The following is a 16,591-nucleotide window of genomic DNA, read 5'->3' as shown; positions in this document are numbered from 1 at the left end:
GGCGGGCCGGCCCGAACCCGGTCGCGCGCGCCAGGCCGGGCCGGGCACGCCGTGACGGCGGGCGTGCCGGACCCGGACCGGCCGTGCCCCCGCCGGGCACGCCGTAACCACCAAGGCCGAGCCGGTCTAGCGGACCAGGTCGAACAGCTCCACCCACTGCGCCGCGCCGAGGTCGCGCGGCAGGGTCCGGTCGGTGACGCCGTGCCGCCGCGCCCACGCCGAGGTGCGCGCCGCCGGGTACGCCGCGCGCACCACCTGCCGCAGCCCGCGCCCCGGACCGGTGAACACGCGGTGCACGAACGCCTGGTACTCCCGCCGGCGAGGCTCGGGCACCAGCGGGCGCGGCCTCCGGGTCGCGGTCATCAGGCCGCCGTCCACGCCGGGGCGCGGGCGGAACGCCGACGCGGGCACCCGCCGGTGCACCGCGAAGTCGTACCAGGGCCACCACTGCGCGGTCATCATCGTCGCGCCGCCCACGCCCGCCCGGCGGCGCGCGACCTCCCACTGCACCAGCAGCACCGCGTCGGTCCAGTGCCCGGCGTGGACCACCCGCCGCAGCACCGCCGTGGTCCGGTGGAACGGCAGGTTGCCGACCAGCACGTGCGGCGCGGCGGGCAGCCGGAAGCGCAGGAAGTCGGCGTGCACGACCGACGTGCCGGGCCCGACCCGGTCGCGCAGCTCGCGGACCCGCCGCCCGTCCACCTCCACGGCGGTCACCGGGCGGCCCAGCCCCTCCAGGGGCAGGGTCAGCGCGCCGCCGCCGGGTCCGATCTCGACGATCGGGCCGCCGGTGCGGGCGACGAGGTCGACGACCGCGCGGATCGCGGCGGGGTCGGTGAGGAAGTTCTGGCCGAGTTCGTGGCGGCCGTCGTCGTGGGTGCGCAAGGAAGCTCCGCGGCTCTGGGAGGTGAGCCGGGCAGCACGGGAGGGGCCGCCCGGCGATGGCTCGCTGGAGCGGCGGAGTTCTTCGCTGGTGGAGGACCGCCGCCGCTAGACGCGACGGATCCGGGTCACTGCCACGGCGGCTGCGCACATGCGGGCGAACCTAGCGCCGGCGCGCCGGGCCCGCCAGTGGTTTACAGCGTGACCAGCGCCTTGCCCACGTTCTCGCCGCGCAGCATCCCGATGAACGCCTCGGGCGCGCGTTCGAGGCCCTCGGTGACGGTCTCGCGGTAGCGCAGGCTGCCGTCGGCGACCCAGCCGCCGACCTCGCGGGTGAACTGCTCGCGCAGGTGCTCGTGGTCGCGCACCAGGAAGCCGCGCAGCACGAGCCGCTTGCCCACGGCCAGGCCGAGGTGCCTCGGGCCCACCGGGTCGGGCGTGTTGTAGTTCGAGATCGAGCCGCACAGCGCCGCGCGCCCGTGGCGGTTGAACGAGAGCAGCGCCGCGTCCAGGTGCTCGCCGCCGACGTTGTCGAAGTACACGTCGACGCCCTCCGGCGCGGCCGCCGCGAGCAGGTCGGCCACCGGGCCGTCGTGGTAGTCGAACGCCGCGTCGAAGCCCAGCTCCTCCACCAGGTGCCTCACCTTGGCCGGGCTGCCCGCGCTGCCGACGACCCGCTTCGCGCCGCGCAGCCTGGCGACCTGGCCGGCGACCTGGCCCACCGCGCCGGCCGCGCCGGAGACGAACACCACGTCGCCCTCCCGGAACTCGGCCACCTCCAGCAGGCCCGCGTAGGCCGTCATGCCGGGCATCCCCAGCACGCCCAGGTAGGCGCCGAGCGGCGCGACGCCCGGGTCGACCCCCACCGCGGCGGAGGCGTCCACCACGCCGTACTCGCGCCAGCCCGCGTCGTGCAGCACCACGTCGCCCTCGGCGAAGCCGGGCGCGCGGGACACCACGACCTCGCCGACCGCGCCGCCGTCGAGCGCCGCGCCCAGCGCGAAGGGCGGCACGTAGGACTCGCCGGCGTTCATCCGGCCGCGCATGTACGGGTCGACGCTCATCACCAGGTTGCGGACCAGCAGCTGCCCGTCGCCGGGCGTCGGCACGGGCGCCTCGACCAGCTCGAAGTCCTCGGGCGTCGGGTAGCCCACGGGGCGGGAGGCGAGGCGGATCTCGCGCGCGGTGCTCGGTGCGGTCATGGAAATCACAACCGCGCGGCTCCCGGGCGCTGTTCCGCCCGTCAGGTGTGACCTGCGTCGCGCAGCGCCGCCACGCTCCGGTAGGCGAACCCCAACCGCCGGTACACGCCGATCGCGGCCAGGTTCTCGGCGCCCACCATCAGCGCGCACGTGCCGTGCTCGGCCAGCAGCGCGGACGCGACGAACGCGCACACCCTCGTGGACAGCGACCGGCCCCGGTGGTCCGGGTCCGTCGCCACGCCCGCGATGAACCCCACCCCGGGCGTCGACCACGCGTCCGCGGCCACCGCCGCCAGCGCGCCGTCCCCGGCCCGCAGACCCGCCCACCTGGTGGTCCGCGGCCCGCCCGGCCACGCCCACGAGTCGGGGTTGGCCCGGCGCAGCAACGCCTCCACCTCGCCCCACCCGTCCTCCGCCAGCCACCGGGCGCCGTCGGTGGGCGCGTCCACCGACCCGGTGCGCTCCATCCAGCCGAACACGCCCAGCAGCGGCCAGCCCAGCTCCGCGACCAGCCGTCCGGCCAGGTCCTCGGTCATCAGCGGATGCGTGCCGGGCCGGGCGTGCTCCCGCAGCAGCACCGCCACGTCCGCGGGCGGCCCGGCCAGCACCAGCCGGTCGCGCCGGTACAGGCCCGGCGCCCACACGGCCACCGCGTCGCCGTGCGCCCACGCGGACCCGCCCCGACCGGGCAGCAGGGCCTGCGACGCCCAGCGCAGGAGCGGGTCGGGGTGGGTCGAGGTCACGTCGGCGGGGGTGGGGAGAACGCGCATGACCGCATCATCACCCACGCGTTACGCTCGCCCGCGTGGACATCCGCCGGGTCACCTCGTTCGACGCCGTGGTGGCCGCCGGCCACCTGTTCGACGCCCCGCCGCGCGAGGACGCCACCCGCGCCTTCCTCGCCGACGACCGGCACCACCTGCTCGTCGCCTACGTGGACGGCCTGCCCGCCGGCTTCGCCTCCGGCGTCGAGACCATCCACCCCGACAAGGGCGTGGAGATGTTCCTCTACGAGCTGGGCGTCGACGACGCGCACCAGCGCCGCGGCATCGCCACCGCGCTCGTGCGCGCCCTGCTCGACCTGGCCCGCGAGCGCGGCTGCACCGGCGCGTGGACGGGCACGGAGGAGGACAACGCCGCCGCGCTGGCCACCTACCGGGGCGCCGGCGCGGAACTGGACTTCGACACCGTCACCGTCTCCTGGGGCTTCTGAGCGCCCTCAGGCGCTCTTGCGGCGCAGCAGGGACCGCTTCTGCGCGGCCTCCTCCAGCGCCCGGTAGGCCCGGTCCATCGCCTCGTCGTACTCCTGCTGCGGTCGCGGCGGCACCGACTCCTCCGGCGCGGGCATCGGCTTGATCTTCATCCACCGCTCGTCCCACAGCAGCTCGACCACGGCCTCCCAGTGCACCCGCGCCAGGCCCCTGGTGACCCGCTCCTGCTCGGTCACCGCGGCCATCCGCTCCTGGGACGCGATCAGCCACCCCACCATGAGCCGCACCCGCTCGCGGTCGTGCTCGCGCATCCGCTCCAGCGACTGGTCGACCTGCCGCACGATGTCCTTGTACCGCTCGACCGCCGAGCCCGGCACGGTCCGCGGCACGAGTTCCCCGCTGGTGCGCTGCACCGGCACCAAGGACGCGTGTCCGATCATGCTTCCTCCCCGGCTAGGGCCGAACCGCCGCGCGGCTCGGTGTCGAACGGGATGACCACCTGGGGCCGCGAGTGCTCGAACCGGTCGAAGAACAGGCCGCGCCGCGGTCGTGGCGACCACGTCAGCACCTGCTCCGGACCGAACGACACCAGGTCCTTGCCCTGCACGTCGAACGCCACCCAGGCGCCGACGTCGTCGTACACGCCCGGCGGCAGGCTGTTCTTCAGCCGCTGCACGCCGCGCCACCAGCCCAGCACGTGCGTCCGGTGCTCCGGGCCGTGCTTGAGCACCGTGCGCAGCCGGTCCACGCCGGAGACCCGCTTGTCGTCCTTGATCTCCAGCAGGGCCTGCGCCGCGTCCACCGCGTAGACCACCACGTAGTGGGGCTCCAGCGGCCCGCCCGGCCCACCGGTCATGCTCGCGGTGATCCGGGACGCGATGTCGTCGACCAGCCCGCGGACGCCGTCCAGGCCCAGCTGGTCGACCTCGTGGCCGGCGTCGCGCAGCTGCTTGGCGAGCCGGTCCGCGTACGGCCAGGCGTCCTCGGCCAGGCAGGCCAGCGTGAACCGGGCCTCGCCGGGCTCGTGCTGGCGGCCCAGCGACAGCGCGGCGCCCGCCAGCACCGCCGCCGCGTCCTCGGCCAGCGAGCCGATGACCGCGACGTTGCGGCCGGGGGTGCGGGCGAACCGCACCTTGGCCGCGCTGCCCGCCACGTCGATGACCTGGCCCAGCAGCACGGTCGGGGAGGCCGCGCCCGGCCGCAGCGCCCGGTAGTCGGGCAGCGACCCGAGCGCGGGCACCTTGCTGCCGTCGAACAGGATCGGCTCGGCCAGGTCCGCGGGCCTGAGGCGGTGCAGCTCGACCTGCAACGCGTCGATGGTGCCCTTGCGGGTGGCGTCGGGGACGCGCGCGACCTCGTTGCCCGGCCGCACGCCCGACTCGTGGTTGACCACGGCGTGCCAGCGCGGCAGCTCCACCGCGGCGTCGTTCTGCGGCTCGGCCAGCACCCGCCGGGCCTTGGGCAGCGCGATCCGCACGGTGAACTGCTCGAAGATCGCCGACTTGCCCCAGAAGCCCTCGATGCCGGACACGTCCTGGCTGGACAGCACCAGGTGGATGCCCTGCGACCGGCCGCGCCGGGCCACGTCCTCCAGCAGCTGCGTGGCCTTGGCGGTGACCTGGTCGCGCTCGGCGAACAGGTACTGGAACTCGTCGATCACGGCCACCACCCGCGGCCAGCGGCCGCCCGGGTCCTCCTCGCGCAGCTGCTCCAGCTTGGTGACCTCGTGCCGCTTGGCCGCGTCGGCGCGCCGGCGCATCTCGTCGGCCAGGAACGCCAGCAGCGCCACGCCGAACTCGCGGTCGGTGTTGACGTTCACGCCGACCAGGCGCGCGTGCGGCAGCCACGTCGGGTCCTTGCGGCCCGGCGCGAACTGGGCGAACGACACGCCCTCCTTGAAGTCCAGCAGGTACAGCTCCAGCTCGTCCGGCGCGTACCGGGCGGCCAGGCTGCCGAGCATGGCGTAGAGGAAGTTCGTCTTGCCCGACCCGCTCGGGCCGCCGATCAGGGCGTGCGGCGAGGTGTCGCCCAGGGCGACGTGCACCGGCTCGCCCTCGCGGAAGCCGACCGGCGCGACCACGCCCGCCGCGGAGCTCTCCCGCCACAGGTGCTCGGGCAGCAGGTCGCCGAACGAGCTGAGCCGGGTGCGGCGCGCCTCGCGGGCCTCGGCGATGACCGCGCACGCGCGGGGCACCAGGTCGCGGGGGAACGGCGGGTCCAGCTCGACGGCCACGTTGTCGCCGGTCATGGTGCACCTGGCGGTCAGGTCGTCGGCGACGGTGACGGTCTCGACCGCCGAGTTGACCGTGACCGGGATGTCCACCACGACCAGCTGGATGCCCGCGGCCAGCCCGTTGCGCGCCACCCGCTGGAGCTGCTGCTGGTGCTCCTCCTTGAGCGGGCGGCGGTTGCCGAACAGCACGGCCACCCGCCACGGCTCGGTGCGCCGACCGCCCGTCACGCCCGCCGAGTGGGCGCCCACCGAGTGGTGGCCCTCGACCAGCACGCCGGTGTGGACGCGGCGGATGTGGTCGGACAGCTCGTCCAGCAGCTCGTGCAGCCGGGCCGGGTCGTGGACGGTGAGCAGCCCGGCGCGGGTCAGCGGGTACAGGCCGGGCAGCGCGCCGGTGAGCTGGCCGACGTCCCACACGTGGACGTGCACCAGGCCCGGCTGGAAGTGGCTGAGCAGGCGCAGCAGCAGGTTCTCCACCAGGCCCTCGGCCGTGACGCGGCTGGTGTGGGTGGAGGAGACGTGCAGGTGGGCCTGGTCGAGCAGCGGCACGGCGACCGGGAACCCGCGGCGCTCCGGCGCGCTGGGCACCGTGCCCGTGCCGATGCGCCACAGCTCCGGCACGCCCTCGCTGCCGTCCGCCGCGCCGGGCGTGCCGAGCCACTCCTCGGGCGGCCGGGACGCCGGGCCGTCGGCCACCGCGCCCACCAGCGCGGTCAGCCGGTCGGGGCCGTGCTCGGACCACTCGCGGAACGCCTCGGCGCGGTCGCGCACGGCCTGGTCCACGTGCTGGTCGAACAGCTCGTTGCGCAGCACCCCGGCGAGCAGCGGGTCGTCGAGCGCCCGGTCGACGCCCTCGCCACGCAGCACGGCCTCGAAGATGCCGCGGGCGTGCTCCTCGGCGGCCAGGCGGTGCTCCCGCGAGGCGTTGCCCAGCGCGGCGGCCACGGAGAGCCGGAACTCCTCGAAGGCGTCCGCGATCCGCTTCTGGCGCTCCTCCCGCCTGCTCACGTCACAGCTCCGTCGTCAGTCGTCGGGCCAGTTCGAGGCTCGTGACGATCAGCTCCAGCTCGTCGGCGAACATCTCCCGGGCCTTGGCGAACTCCGGCGGCAGCAGGGGTTGGTGGTGGTTGGCGCTCGCCTTGCCCAGCGCGTCGACCGCTTCGACCAACGCGCTTTCGGCCTCCCGGACGCACCGGTAGGCATCACGGAGCAACTCGCAGCTCTGTTCGAGCGCGAGCTTGACCTCGCCGATGGACGTCACGTCACAGCTCTGAATTCATGCCTTCGGCCTGGCTGATCCCGGCACTCAGTGTTTTCTGGAGGTCGGATACCCCGCTGACCACCTCGGCGAATCGCGCGTTCACCTGTTCGGCCTCGGACCGGTTGCTGCCCTCGGTGGCGGTGCTGAGCAGAGATTGGGCGTCTTCCACCAGGTCAGCGGCCTGTTGCAGGGCGCTCACGCTCTCGTTGGCCTTCGCGATGGCCTGCTCGATCAAGCCGCGGACCTCTCCGATGCTGGCCATGTGCGCTCCCGACCCTCCTGGAAAGTTGGTGTTCCTATTGTTGAAATTAGAAACTGAATTATGGCGTTTCACAAGCGGTATCGGCTAATCGGGTGGATGCCAAGACCACTCGATCGGATTAGCGGTGTCGAGTTCAGTCGGGCACCGTCCACACGAATGCCGAGGCCGGTGTCGCGGTGAGTTCCAGGGCGGTTATCCCGGCTGGTGGGACGGGCGCGGCTGACCAGCGCGCCGTCGCCGACGGGCCCGTCCACGCCGGGGCGGACCACCCCGAACGGCCCAGCGACGTGACGGCCTCCCGTAGCGCCACGTCAGGTGAATTCCCCGTGGAACCGAGGTCGACGTGCACGCTCAGTAGATCACCGCGCGGAGCCACTCGGGTGATCTTGCCATTGCGCGCGACGCGGCTCGCCACGGCCCGTGCCTGCCACTCGGCCCCCGCGGACCGGTCGGTCGCCACGTCGACCCGGAGCAGCAGCCTGGTGCTCGACGCGGGCTCGCCGGCCTCCGCCTCCGGCGGCTCCGGTTCGGCCTGCCCGCGGTGCTGGGGGTCGCCGCCCGCCCACGCCTCGACCAGCAGCCGCTCGACGCCGGGCACCAGCGCGTCGAGGGGTCCGGGGTCGTCCAGCACGGTCCACGCGGTCGGCGGCTCGCACGCCACGCGCGGCAGCGGCAGCTCGTCGTCGAGCCGCCGCACGAAGGCCCGCACGGCGCGGGCCAGGGCGCCCGCCACGTTCTGGCCGACGCGCTCGCCGCTGACCACGCAGAGGGTGACCGACCAGCAGCCGGGTTCCTCGTCCGAGCAGTCCAGGGTCCGCACGACCCGCCCGCCGACGCGGCGCAGCAGCCCGTCGCAGGCCGCGCGCGCCTGCCGCTCGTCGTCGGCCGCCACCACCGCGGTGATCAGCAGCTCCAAGTCGTCCTCTGCCATCTCGGGGTGAAATTGTCCACGATCCGCGTCCGCCGCGTCAGCGGCCCGCTTCGGAGCCGCGCCGGCGGGCCCGGAGCGGGGACCGGGGGGCTATTACTCCTCCGGCGCGGCGATGTCGACGACCCGGTCGGGTGGACCCGGTGGTTCACCCGCCTTCACTCACAAGCTCAGCCTTGCGAACACCCCTCGTGATGACCGCTGATCAGGGCTTTTTGCCTGTTCAAACCGCACGTCACACGATGCGGTCGCAGCCCGGCGGGGGCAGGTCGGCGCCGGTAACGATGTCTTCGCATGGCACCACACGACAACCAGGAGGTTCAACCATGCGCAGCATCATCCGTTTCATGGTCGCCGGCGCCGCGGCGCTGCCGCTCGTGATCGGCGCGTCGGGGATCGCATCCGCGGACGAGGTGTCGTACGACAGCGGCACCGCGTCGGCCGATTCGAACGGCGCGTTCATCCACAACGTGGTTGCCGGCGCTTCGGAGGAGTACTCGTACCTCGCCGAGGACGCCCTGTACGCCGGCGAGGACGGTGCGGGCTACTGGGGCCAGCTGTCCTGGACGTACGAGAGCGACAACGCGGGCCACCACGAGGTGTGGCACTTCTCCGGTGACGACGGCGCCGTGACCGGGTACACCAACTCCACCGCCACCGAGGGGCACGAGTCCGAGTCGTCCCACGACGACGACTGACCTCCGCACGTCAGGGTCTGACGGGTGGGGCGGCGACCGCGCCTGCCGCGCCACCCGCTCGACGTGACCTGCTCGACCCGGGGATCGCCCCACCGCGCGGCCCCACCGCGCGGCGGGGCGATCCCCATGGCGGGGGCGCGCGGTCACGGGCGCGCCGTCGGGCATCGGGGAAGCGACCGCGGCCTGTGCCCGCGAGGGCTGGGCACGGGCGTGGCGGGTGGCCGCCGGCGCGTCGCGCGGCTTGGCGCCGAGGCCAGGTGCCCAGGCCAGGTGCCCAGGCCAGGTGCTCAGGCCAGGTCGAGCACCCTCCGGACGAAGGCGACCACGTCGGCCAGCACCTCGTCCGAGTTCGTCTCGTTGAACAGCTCGTGCCGGGCGCCGGGGTAGATGCGCTCCTCGAACAGCAGGCCGCGCAGCCGGTCGGTGCCGGTGCGGGTGTCGGCCAGGGGCACCAGCTCGTCGGCGTCGCCGTGCAGCCACAGCGTGGGCAGGTGCTCCAGCGTGGGCCCGTAGTTCACCTCGTCCAGGGCGCGCTCCACCGCCTCCAGCGTCTCCCGCCGCAGCGGGCCGTGCCACACCAGCGGGTCGGCGGCGTACCGCTCGCCGACCCCGGGGTCGCGGGACAGCACGTCCGGGTCGATCGGGGTGTCCGGCAGCTCCGGCAGCGAGAGCAGGTCCAGCCCCTGCCAGGTGCCCAGCACCGGCGCGGAGAGCACCAGCGCGGACAGCGGGTGCAGCTGGGCGTAGCGGGCCGCGACGAGGCCGCCCACCGAGTGGCCGACGAGCACCGTGGGCAGGTCGGACGCCGCCGAGCCGACCGCCGCGGCCACGTCGGCGACCACGCCGTCGAAGTCGCCGATCAGCGCGGGTTCGCCCGCGGACCGGCCGTGGCCGACGTGGTCGGCCGCGACGACCAGGGCGCCCGCGCCCACCAGGGCGTCGGCGACGTGCCCGTACCGGCCGCCGTGCTCGCCGTAGCCGTGCACGAGCACGGCCAGCCACGTGGCGTCGAGGTTCGGCCAGGTGCGGACGGCTAGCTCACCGGCGTGGCCGGGGACGTTGGACTCGATCACCTAGGCAGGGTAGAACGCGCTGATCTCGATCTTCCCATCGCCGCACACCGGGCCCAGGTCCCAGGACAGGCTCATCGGCTGGGTCTCGTCCGGCGGGATCGCCCTGGCCTGCCCGGCCTCCGGCTCGCACGGACCCCGCACCGGGTCGTCGCCGGTCGGCACGACGGTCCAGCGCAGGTTGGCCGCCGCCCGGCCCTTCGGCGGCAGGGTCACCAGGGTGGGGCCGGGGTCGGTGGTGCGCTGGAGGTCGGTGGGCACCTGCTGCCCGGAGGGGTCGAGCAGCTGGAGGCCGCTGTAGCCGTTGAGCGTGCACGGCGCCTGGCCGTTGTTGGTCACCACGAGCTTGGCGTACCGGCTGCCCGCGGCGGGGTCGCCGGGCTGGACCTCGCCCGCCAGCACCGCGGCCGTGCACCGGCCGGACGCGCGCGGCGTCGACGCGGTCGACGCGGGCAGGGGCTTGGACGACGGCGGCACGGGCGCGACGCCGTCGCTGCTCGACCCGGGTTCCACCTCGATGGTCGACTGCTCGGCGGCGGGCCCCGGGTTGCCGCACGCGGTGAGCGCGACCGCGAGGACGCCGAAGACGACGAGTCGCCTCATGTCCACCTCCTGGCTCGGGTGCGTGGTCTACCCGGAGGACGTACCCCGCGGCCGGGTGGTTGGCCGCTTCGGCGAAGAATTCACCGGATCGGGTTCGTCATCGGTGGTCCTCGACCCAACCGCCGTCGAGCCGCGGCATGTCGCCCACCTCGGACCGCCACACGTAGGTCCAGCAGACCTGCCCGTCCGGCAGGGCGACGCGGACGCGCGCGTACTCGTCGCCCTCGTACTCGTCGAGCACGGGCAGGGCGTCCTCGGGGTTGGCCAGCCGGAGCAGGTGGCCGGGCACGGCCGGGCCGCCCGCGGGGCGCAGCGCCGGGTAGCCGAGGCCGGTGTCGTGCAGCGCGCCGGGCAGCGCGGCGGGCTCCGGGTCGCCGATCACGAACGGCTCGACCAGCGGCCACGCGGCCAGGCCCGGCTGGAGGGTGCCGTAGGCGAACAGGCGGTCGGGCCAGTCGTCCGGCGTCGGGTCGCCGTGCACCGGCGTCACGTCGAGGCCGTCGGTGTCCGCGGGCCGCCCGGCGAGGCGGTGGGCGCCCCGCTGGTCCACGTCGGCGCAGCGCACCGGTCTGCCGTTGACCAGCAGCGGCATCCGGCGCCAGCCCGCGCCGGTGTAGGCGAGCACGGAGTCGACGACGGCGCCGTTGAACAGGGTGACCCGGCCGGTGCGCACCCGGACGAGCTGGTAGCGCAGGCCGCGGCCCTCGCAGCGGTCGAGCACGCGCAGCTGCTCGGCGGTGGCGAACCACACCGCGTGCTCCTCCTCGACGCCCGGTGCGGCGGCGAGGGTCGCCGGCCGCTGGCCGTCGGTCTTGCGCAGCCCCGCGGCCCACACCGCGGCGAGCCCCTCGCACCGGGCCCTCAGCACCACCGCCGGGCCGGTGAGCCCGAGCTCCTCCCGCAGCCACGTCACCTTGGCCGGGTTGGCGTTGGAGCCGTAGGCCAGCACCGGCATCCGGCCCGCCAGCGGCGGTTCGCCGTGCCCGGCCAGCCAGTCGTCGAGGTCCGACCCGCCCGGCCCGACCCGCCACCCGGACACGGCGGTCGGGTCGGGCGTCACCGGCCAGCCCGCGCCGTCGAGGTGCGCGAAGCAGTGTCCCGGCCGAGCTCCCGGGTAGGGCTCGGCCGGGTGACTATCGTCCGTGAACGGCTGCGTCATGACCCCATCCTGGCAAACCTCACTCGGAATTCACCTGGCGTTGGTTCACCGAACGTCACAGAGATCGGATGTCCGCATCTCTGCGCGCATCGCCGCACCCACGACAGGCGTGCTCGTGTGTGGCACAGGTCCGAGGGCTGCACGTGACCCGTCACACGTTCTCCGCGCGCCGCGCGTCGTACGCCTCCTGCGCCGCCACCAGGTTCGGCAGGTTGTCCTCGATCCAGGTGAACAGCCCCTTGACCCGTTCCGCGATCTGGGTTCCCAAAGGGGTGAGGGAGTAGTCCACGCGCGGGGGGATCACCGGGTGGACCTCGCGGCGCACCAGGCCGTCGCGCTCCAGCGCCTGCAACGTCTGGGCGAGCATCTTCTCGCTCACCCCGGCCACCGCCTTGCGCAGCTCGCCGAACCGCATCGTGCCGCGCACCAGCTTGGCCAGCACCAGGGTGCCCCAGCGGCTCGTGGCGTGGTCGGCGATCTGCCGGGACGGGCAGTTCGGGTCGTAGACGTCAGCCGGTTCACCCATGGTCAGGCACCCTAGCTGGATGCTTTCCGAACCGTAAGTACCCCACGAAGAAGTAGGTACTTACGAATCGAAAGTTGCTTGCCTAGGTTCAGCGGCATGACGACCTTGATCACCGGCGTGTCCGGCCACCTCGGTTCCCTGATCCTCGACCACGCCCGGGCCCGCGTCCCCGCCGGCGAACTGGTCGCGGCCACGCGCCACCCCGAGCGGGTCGGCGACCTCGGCGTCGAGGTGCGCCCCGGCGACTTCGCCGGCGACCTCTCGCGCACCTTCGAGGGCGTGGACAAGCTGCTGCTCGTGTCCGCGGACGGCCCCGACGACGCGCGGATCGCGATGCAGCGGGCCGCCGTGCGCGCCGCCGCCGACGCGGGCGTGCGGCACGTGCTCTACACGTCGGTCTTCGAGGCCGACACCTCGCCGCTGAGCCTGGCCGCCGCGCACCGGGCGACCGAGGAGGCCATCCGGGGGACCGGCGTGGCGTTCACGTTCCTGCGCAACGGCATGTACCACGAGAACTACCTCGCCCCGGGCCCCCTGGTCACGGCCGCGGGCGACGGGCGCATCGCCAGCGCGTCCCGCGACGACCTGGCGCTGGCCGCCGCGATCGCGCTGACCGAGCCCGGCCACGAGAACACCGTGCACGAGCTGACCGGGCCGCGGGCGTGGAGCTTCGACGAGCTGGCCGCGCTGCGCGGCGCCACGCACACCGCGGTCACCCCGGCCGAGCGCGTCGCGGGCCTCAAGGGGTTCGGCCTGCCCGACTTCGTGGCCGAGCTGCTGACCGACATCGAGGTCAACATCGGCCGCGGCGCCCTGGCGGAGGTGCGGCCGGACCTGGAGAAGCTGATCGGCCGCGCGCCCACCACGATCGAGGACGCGGCGCGCGGTCGGTGAGGCGAGGGGGAGGGGCGGGGAGAGCGCCCCTCCTGCCCGTGCCGTTCGGGTTCGGGTTCGGGCGGGTCGGTCCCCGTCGCGCGCCGTGCGGTGAAGGCGGTCGATCGCCCGGCGCGGGGCCAGGGTCGGGGCGGGCCCGACCGCCCGGCGCCGGGTCAGCCGAGCAGCAGGGCCGCGTCGATCTCCCGGTGCGCCTCGGGGTGCTCCCGCCACCACTTCGCGTAGCCGGGGTTGCGGGGCAGCACCGCCCGGTACGCCCTGGCCGCGGCGGCGAACACGTCGTCGGCCCGGCCGGCCGCGGGCCCCTCGCGGCGGGTGGCCAGCAGCAGGTCCACCATCAGCGGCGCGCCGCGCAGCGGCCGGATGACGATGCCGTCGCCGCCGCGCGACTGGGGCATCGCGAACGACACCGCGCCGTTGGCGACCAGGCCGCGCGCGGTGCTCGCCTCGTTGACGTGGTGGGTGAACCGGGGCGTGAACCCGGCCTCGGCGCAGGCGGTGAAGATCTGGAGGCGGTTGCCGACGATCTCGTCCGCCGGCGACACCCAGTCCCGGTCGGCGAGCTGCGCGAGGTCCACCTCCTCCTGCGCGCCCAGCGGGTCGGACGCGGGCAGCGCCACGAACTGCGGTTCGCTGACCAGCCGCCGGACCTCCAGGCCGCGCAGCTCGCGCCGCTCAAGACCCTCGAACCGGTCCAGCACGCCCAGGTGCACCTGACCGGACACCAGCAGCTCCAGCAGGTCGGACGCGCCGGGCATGATCTCGGTGCGCACCCCGGAGCAGGGGATCGCCCGCCGCAGCTCCTCGACGAAGTACCCGAAGAACAGCGTGGGCACCCCGCCGACGAGCAGCGGTCCCGGCTCGTCGCCGCGGCTGCGGCCCCGCGCCAGCGCCACCAGCTGCTCGACCTCGTCGAGCACCAGCCGGGCCGTGCCGACGACCTGCCTGCCCAGGTCCGTGGGCGGGGAGCCGTTGGGCGTGCGGTCGAACAGCCGGCCGCCGACGATCCGCTCGACGGTCCGCAGCTGGGCGCTCATCGCGGGTTGGGTGAGCCCCAGGCGGGTGGCGGCCTTGGTCAGGCTGCCCTCTTCGGCGATCGCGCAGACCGCGCGCAGGTGGCGGAGCTCCAGCTCGGGCATAACGCTCTTCTATCCCCCTTTCGTATGAGCCGCCAGCCCCCGCGGCGGCCATAGTGGGCGGAGCACCCGAGCCCGAGGAGTGAAGATGCGCCGCACCAGCCAGATCTACTAGGGCGAGCAGTCGTGGCCGCCCGGTCCGACCGCGTCCTCGACGACGCGACCGAGCGACCCGGACCCCGTTCACGCGGGCGGGGTCCGGCGCTGCGCCGGAGGACCGGGGCGCGCCAGGGGGTGGGAGGCGGACGTCCCCACCCCGTCGGGGCCGCCGGTCGTGACTGCGGAGTAGCGACCGGCGGCCCCGCCCGCAGAGCGGCGACGGCCCTTCCTGGGTAGCTTCGGAGGCATGGCAGTGGTGGACAGCCCCGTCGGCTGGGTGAAGGAACACATCCGGAAGTACGTCGAGACCAACGGCGCCGAGGGTCACGAGTGGCGGCCCGGCGTCTTCACGCTCCTGGTGACCACGAAGGGGCGCAAGACCGGGCAGCCGCGGCGCACCGCGCTCATCTACCAGCCCCTCGGCGACGCGTACGTGGTGATCGCCTCCAACGGCGGCGCGACCGACGACCCCGCGTGGTTCAAGAACATGCAGGCCGACAACACCGCCGAGGTCCAGGTCGCCGCGGACAAGCTCACCGCCCGGTCGCGCGTGGCGACCGGCGAGGAGCGCGAGCGGCTCTGGCGGCTCATGACCGAGGTGTGGCCCGCCTACGACGAGTACGCCCGGAAGACCGACCGGGAGATCCCCGTGGTGGTCCTGGAGCGCGTCTAGGCCCGCACCCGGGCCCGCGCTAGATCCGGACGGCCGAGCCGGTCACGGTGACCCGCGGGTCGTCGGGCGAGACCCGGACCTCCAGCGTGCTCGGGCGTCCCATGTCCACCCCCTGGTGGATGGTCAACACCCTCGGTCGGGTGATCTCGCCGATGGCCCGCAGGTAGCCGCCGAACGCCGCCGCGGCGGCCCCGGTGGCCGGGTCCTCCACGACACCCCCGACCGGGAACGGGTCGCGCGCGTCGAACACGTCCTCGGCGCGCCGGTGCACCAGGTGCGCGGTCACCGCGCCGCGCGCCCGCAGCAGGTCGCCGAGCGCGTCGAAGTCGTAGTCCAGCGCCGCCAGCCGCTCGCGGGTGCGCGCGGCCAGCACCAGGTGCCGCGCCCCGCCGTGCGCCCAGTGCGGCGGGTAGCGCGGGTCCAGGTCGTCGGCCGACCACCGGAGCGCCGTCAGCGCGGCGCGCACGTCCTCGTCCGCCGCGGCCTCCGACGAGGTGGGCACGCTGGTCAGGCTCGCGGCGCCGGGCGCGGTGTCGACCTCGACCAGCCCGGCCCGGGTGTGGAACCGCAGCCGGCCGGTCCGGCCCAGCGCGACCGCGGTGGCCACGGTCGCGTGCCCGCAGAACGGGACCTCCACCAGCGGGCTGAAGTAGCGGACGTCGAACTCGCCGTCCTCGGCGCGCGGGAACGCGAACGCCGTCTCGGAGTAGCCGACCTCGGCGGCGACGCGGAGCATGGCGGCGTCGTCGAGGCCGGTAGCGTCGAGCACGACGCCGGCCGGGTTGCCGCCCGCCGGGTCGGTGGTGAAGGCGCTGTAGCGCAGCACGGCGCCGGTGGGTGCTTCTGCGGTCATGGGAACAGGATCTCCCCCGTGTCACCATCGAGTCCAACGATTCCTGACGATCAGCCCTATCGGTATTGTCGATGAGGTGGACACCCGCCTCCTGCGCACCCTCCTGGTGCTCGCGCGCACGGGCAGCTTCACCGCCGCCGCGGCCGAGCTGCACCTCGTGCAATCCACGGTGACCAGCCAGGTCAAGGCCCTGGAGCGGCACCTCGGCGCGCGCCTGTTCGACCGGCTGCCCAGCGGGGCCCGGCTCACCGAGGCCGGCAGGCAGGCCGTCGAGCACGCGCGGGAGGTGCTGACCGCCGAGCAGCGCCTGCGCGACGCGGTGCGCGGCGGCACCGCCGTGGAGGGGGACGTCCGGGTCGCCGCGCCGGAGTCCGTGTGCGCCTACCGGCTGCCGCAGCGGATAGCCGACGTGGCGCTGCGGTACCCGGGCATCACCGTGCACCTGTCGCCCGCCGGCACCCGCCAGGCGCTGACCGGGGTCCGCCACGGCGCCCTCGACCTGGCCCTGGTGCTGGAGGAGTCGGTGGTCGCGCCGGGACTGAAGGCGACCGCCGTCGGCGTCGAGCCGATCGAGCTGGTGGCCGCGCCCGGCGTGGTGCTGGACGAGCGGTACTTCCTGCTGGAGGAGGGCTGCTCCTACAGCGACCGGTTCGTGCGCGAGCTGTCCGCCACGCCGAGCATCACCCGGTTCGGCAGCATCGAGGCCGTCCGGTCGTGCGTGGTGGCGGGCCTGGGCTGGACCGTGCTGCCGCGCGTGGCGGTGGCCGAGCAGCTGGACGCGGGCACGCTCCAGCGCGTGCGCGAGCTGCCGGACAGCACGCTGTTCCTGGTGTCCGACCCGCGCCGCACGCCGTCCGCGGCGGTGCGGGCGGTGATGGAGGCGATCAGCTGACCGGCGGGC

The 16,591-nt window shown here is 74.6% G+C and carries 19 protein-coding genes; 5 read left to right on the top strand and 14 right to left on the bottom strand.

Annotation, left to right across the window (positions count from 1 at the left end; all coding sequences use genetic code 11):
• Nucleotides 1-126: 126 nt before the first annotated feature.
• The 3 genes from erm to ABD223_RS01115 form a co-directional block, all read right to left on the bottom strand.
• Entirely contained in the window at nucleotides 127-885 is a 759-nt protein-coding gene (gene erm / locus ABD223_RS01125) for a 23S ribosomal RNA methyltransferase Erm (RefSeq protein WP_344033887.1), read from the bottom strand.
• Between the two features lie 191 nt (nucleotides 886-1,076).
• Nucleotides 1,077-2,084 (bottom strand): NADP-dependent oxidoreductase, encoded by a 1,008-nt coding sequence (locus tag ABD223_RS01120; RefSeq protein WP_344033886.1) that lies wholly within the window; start codon nucleotides 2,082-2,084, stop codon nucleotides 1,077-1,079.
• Nucleotides 2,085-2,125: 41 nt separating this feature from the next.
• The gene (locus ABD223_RS01115) at nucleotides 2,126-2,854 is read right to left on the bottom strand and encodes a GNAT family N-acetyltransferase (RefSeq protein ID WP_344033885.1); all 729 of its coding nucleotides are present in this window, start codon (nucleotides 2,852-2,854) and stop codon (nucleotides 2,126-2,128) included.
• Between the two features lie 35 nt (nucleotides 2,855-2,889).
• On the opposite strand from ABD223_RS01115, the gene ABD223_RS01110 reads away from it, so the two are divergent.
• Nucleotides 2,890-3,297, top strand: coding sequence for a GNAT family N-acetyltransferase (locus tag ABD223_RS01110; protein ID WP_344033884.1), 408 nt, complete (start codon nucleotides 2,890-2,892; stop codon nucleotides 3,295-3,297).
• Between the two features lie 6 nt (nucleotides 3,298-3,303).
• Here the strand turns inward: ABD223_RS01110 and ABD223_RS01105 are convergent, their stop codons facing one another.
• The 5 genes from ABD223_RS01105 to ABD223_RS01085 form a co-directional block, all read right to left on the bottom strand.
• Nucleotides 3,304-3,735 carry a hypothetical protein gene (locus ABD223_RS01105; RefSeq protein WP_344033883.1) on the bottom strand — a complete coding sequence of 144 codons (432 nt, stop codon included), beginning with the start codon at nucleotides 3,733-3,735 and terminating at the stop codon, nucleotides 3,304-3,306.
• Nucleotides 3,732-6,536 (bottom strand): FtsK/SpoIIIE domain-containing protein, encoded by a 2,805-nt coding sequence (locus ABD223_RS01100; protein ID WP_344033882.1) that lies wholly within the window; start codon nucleotides 6,534-6,536, stop codon nucleotides 3,732-3,734. The genes ABD223_RS01105 and ABD223_RS01100 overlap by 4 nt, the downstream gene beginning before the upstream one ends.
• A 1-nt stretch (nucleotide 6,537) precedes the next feature.
• On the bottom strand, nucleotides 6,538-6,789 hold the full coding sequence (locus tag ABD223_RS01095; RefSeq protein ID WP_344033881.1) for a hypothetical protein: 252 nt from the start codon (nucleotides 6,787-6,789) through the stop codon (nucleotides 6,538-6,540).
• Between the two features lies 1 nt (nucleotide 6,790).
• Nucleotides 6,791-7,051: a hypothetical protein gene (locus ABD223_RS01090; RefSeq protein ID WP_344033880.1), complete on the bottom strand. Its 261-nt coding sequence runs from the start codon at nucleotides 7,049-7,051 to the stop codon at nucleotides 6,791-6,793.
• Between the two features lie 133 nt (nucleotides 7,052-7,184).
• Nucleotides 7,185-7,982 carry a hypothetical protein gene (locus ABD223_RS01085; RefSeq protein WP_344033879.1) on the bottom strand — a complete coding sequence of 266 codons (798 nt, stop codon included), beginning with the start codon at nucleotides 7,980-7,982 and terminating at the stop codon, nucleotides 7,185-7,187.
• A 323-nt stretch (nucleotides 7,983-8,305) separates the two neighbouring features.
• Here ABD223_RS01085 and ABD223_RS01080 point away from each other — a divergent pair, with 323 nt between their 5' ends.
• Nucleotides 8,306-8,677, top strand: coding sequence for a hypothetical protein (locus tag ABD223_RS01080; RefSeq protein WP_344033878.1), 372 nt, complete (start codon nucleotides 8,306-8,308; stop codon nucleotides 8,675-8,677).
• Nucleotides 8,678-8,964: 287 nt separating this feature from the next.
• Here the strand turns inward: ABD223_RS01080 and ABD223_RS01075 are convergent, their stop codons facing one another.
• The 4 genes from ABD223_RS01075 to ABD223_RS01060 all read right to left on the bottom strand — a co-directional run bounded on the left by ABD223_RS01075 (nucleotide 8,965) and on the right by ABD223_RS01060 (nucleotide 12,035).
• Complete coding sequence (locus ABD223_RS01075; RefSeq protein WP_344033877.1) at nucleotides 8,965-9,750, bottom strand: alpha/beta fold hydrolase; 786 nt, start codon at nucleotides 9,748-9,750, stop codon at nucleotides 8,965-8,967.
• The gene (locus tag ABD223_RS01070) at nucleotides 9,751-10,350 is read right to left on the bottom strand and encodes a DUF4232 domain-containing protein (protein WP_344033876.1); all 600 of its coding nucleotides are present in this window, start codon (nucleotides 10,348-10,350) and stop codon (nucleotides 9,751-9,753) included. It abuts the gene before it with no gap.
• A gap of 97 nt (nucleotides 10,351-10,447) precedes the next feature.
• Entirely contained in the window at nucleotides 10,448-11,509 is a 1,062-nt protein-coding gene (locus ABD223_RS01065; protein WP_344033875.1) for a gamma-glutamylcyclotransferase, read from the bottom strand.
• Between the two features lie 151 nt (nucleotides 11,510-11,660).
• Nucleotides 11,661-12,035, bottom strand: a complete 375-nt coding sequence (locus ABD223_RS01060) for a winged helix-turn-helix transcriptional regulator (RefSeq protein WP_344033874.1) — start codon at nucleotides 12,033-12,035, stop codon at nucleotides 11,661-11,663.
• Nucleotides 12,036-12,131: 96 nt separating this feature from the next.
• Between ABD223_RS01060 and ABD223_RS01055 the strand changes: the two genes are divergently transcribed.
• The gene (locus ABD223_RS01055; RefSeq protein ID WP_344033873.1) at nucleotides 12,132-12,929 is read left to right on the top strand and encodes an NAD(P)H-binding protein; all 798 of its coding nucleotides are present in this window, start codon (nucleotides 12,132-12,134) and stop codon (nucleotides 12,927-12,929) included.
• Nucleotides 12,930-13,084: 155 nt separating this feature from the next.
• On the opposite strand, the gene ABD223_RS01050 is transcribed toward ABD223_RS01055, so the two are convergent.
• Nucleotides 13,085-14,068, bottom strand: coding sequence for a LysR family transcriptional regulator (locus ABD223_RS01050; RefSeq protein ID WP_344033872.1), 984 nt, complete (start codon nucleotides 14,066-14,068; stop codon nucleotides 13,085-13,087).
• Nucleotides 14,069-14,411: 343 nt separating this feature from the next.
• Here ABD223_RS01050 and ABD223_RS01045 point away from each other — a divergent pair, with 343 nt between their 5' ends.
• Nucleotides 14,412-14,837, top strand: a complete 426-nt coding sequence (locus tag ABD223_RS01045) for a nitroreductase family deazaflavin-dependent oxidoreductase (RefSeq protein ID WP_344033871.1) — start codon at nucleotides 14,412-14,414, stop codon at nucleotides 14,835-14,837.
• A 19-nt stretch (nucleotides 14,838-14,856) separates the two neighbouring features.
• Here ABD223_RS01045 and ABD223_RS01040 read toward each other — a convergent pair whose 3' ends face one another.
• Nucleotides 14,857-15,690, bottom strand: coding sequence for a PhzF family phenazine biosynthesis protein (locus ABD223_RS01040; protein WP_344033870.1), 834 nt, complete (start codon nucleotides 15,688-15,690; stop codon nucleotides 14,857-14,859).
• A 76-nt stretch (nucleotides 15,691-15,766) separates the two neighbouring features.
• Between ABD223_RS01040 and ABD223_RS01035 the strand changes: the two genes are divergently transcribed.
• The gene (locus ABD223_RS01035) at nucleotides 15,767-16,582 is read left to right on the top strand and encodes a LysR family transcriptional regulator (protein WP_344033869.1); all 816 of its coding nucleotides are present in this window, start codon (nucleotides 15,767-15,769) and stop codon (nucleotides 16,580-16,582) included.
• Nucleotides 16,583-16,591: the final 9 nt, after the last annotated feature.

Origin of the sequence: Saccharothrix xinjiangensis (assembly GCF_039527585.1) — a bacterium.
In the GTDB taxonomy this organism is placed as follows: domain Bacteria; phylum Actinomycetota; class Actinomycetes; order Mycobacteriales; family Pseudonocardiaceae; genus Actinosynnema; species Actinosynnema xinjiangensis.
The sequence above is the reverse complement of the archived record's forward strand: the minus strand, read 5'-3'. Positions and strand labels throughout refer to the sequence as shown.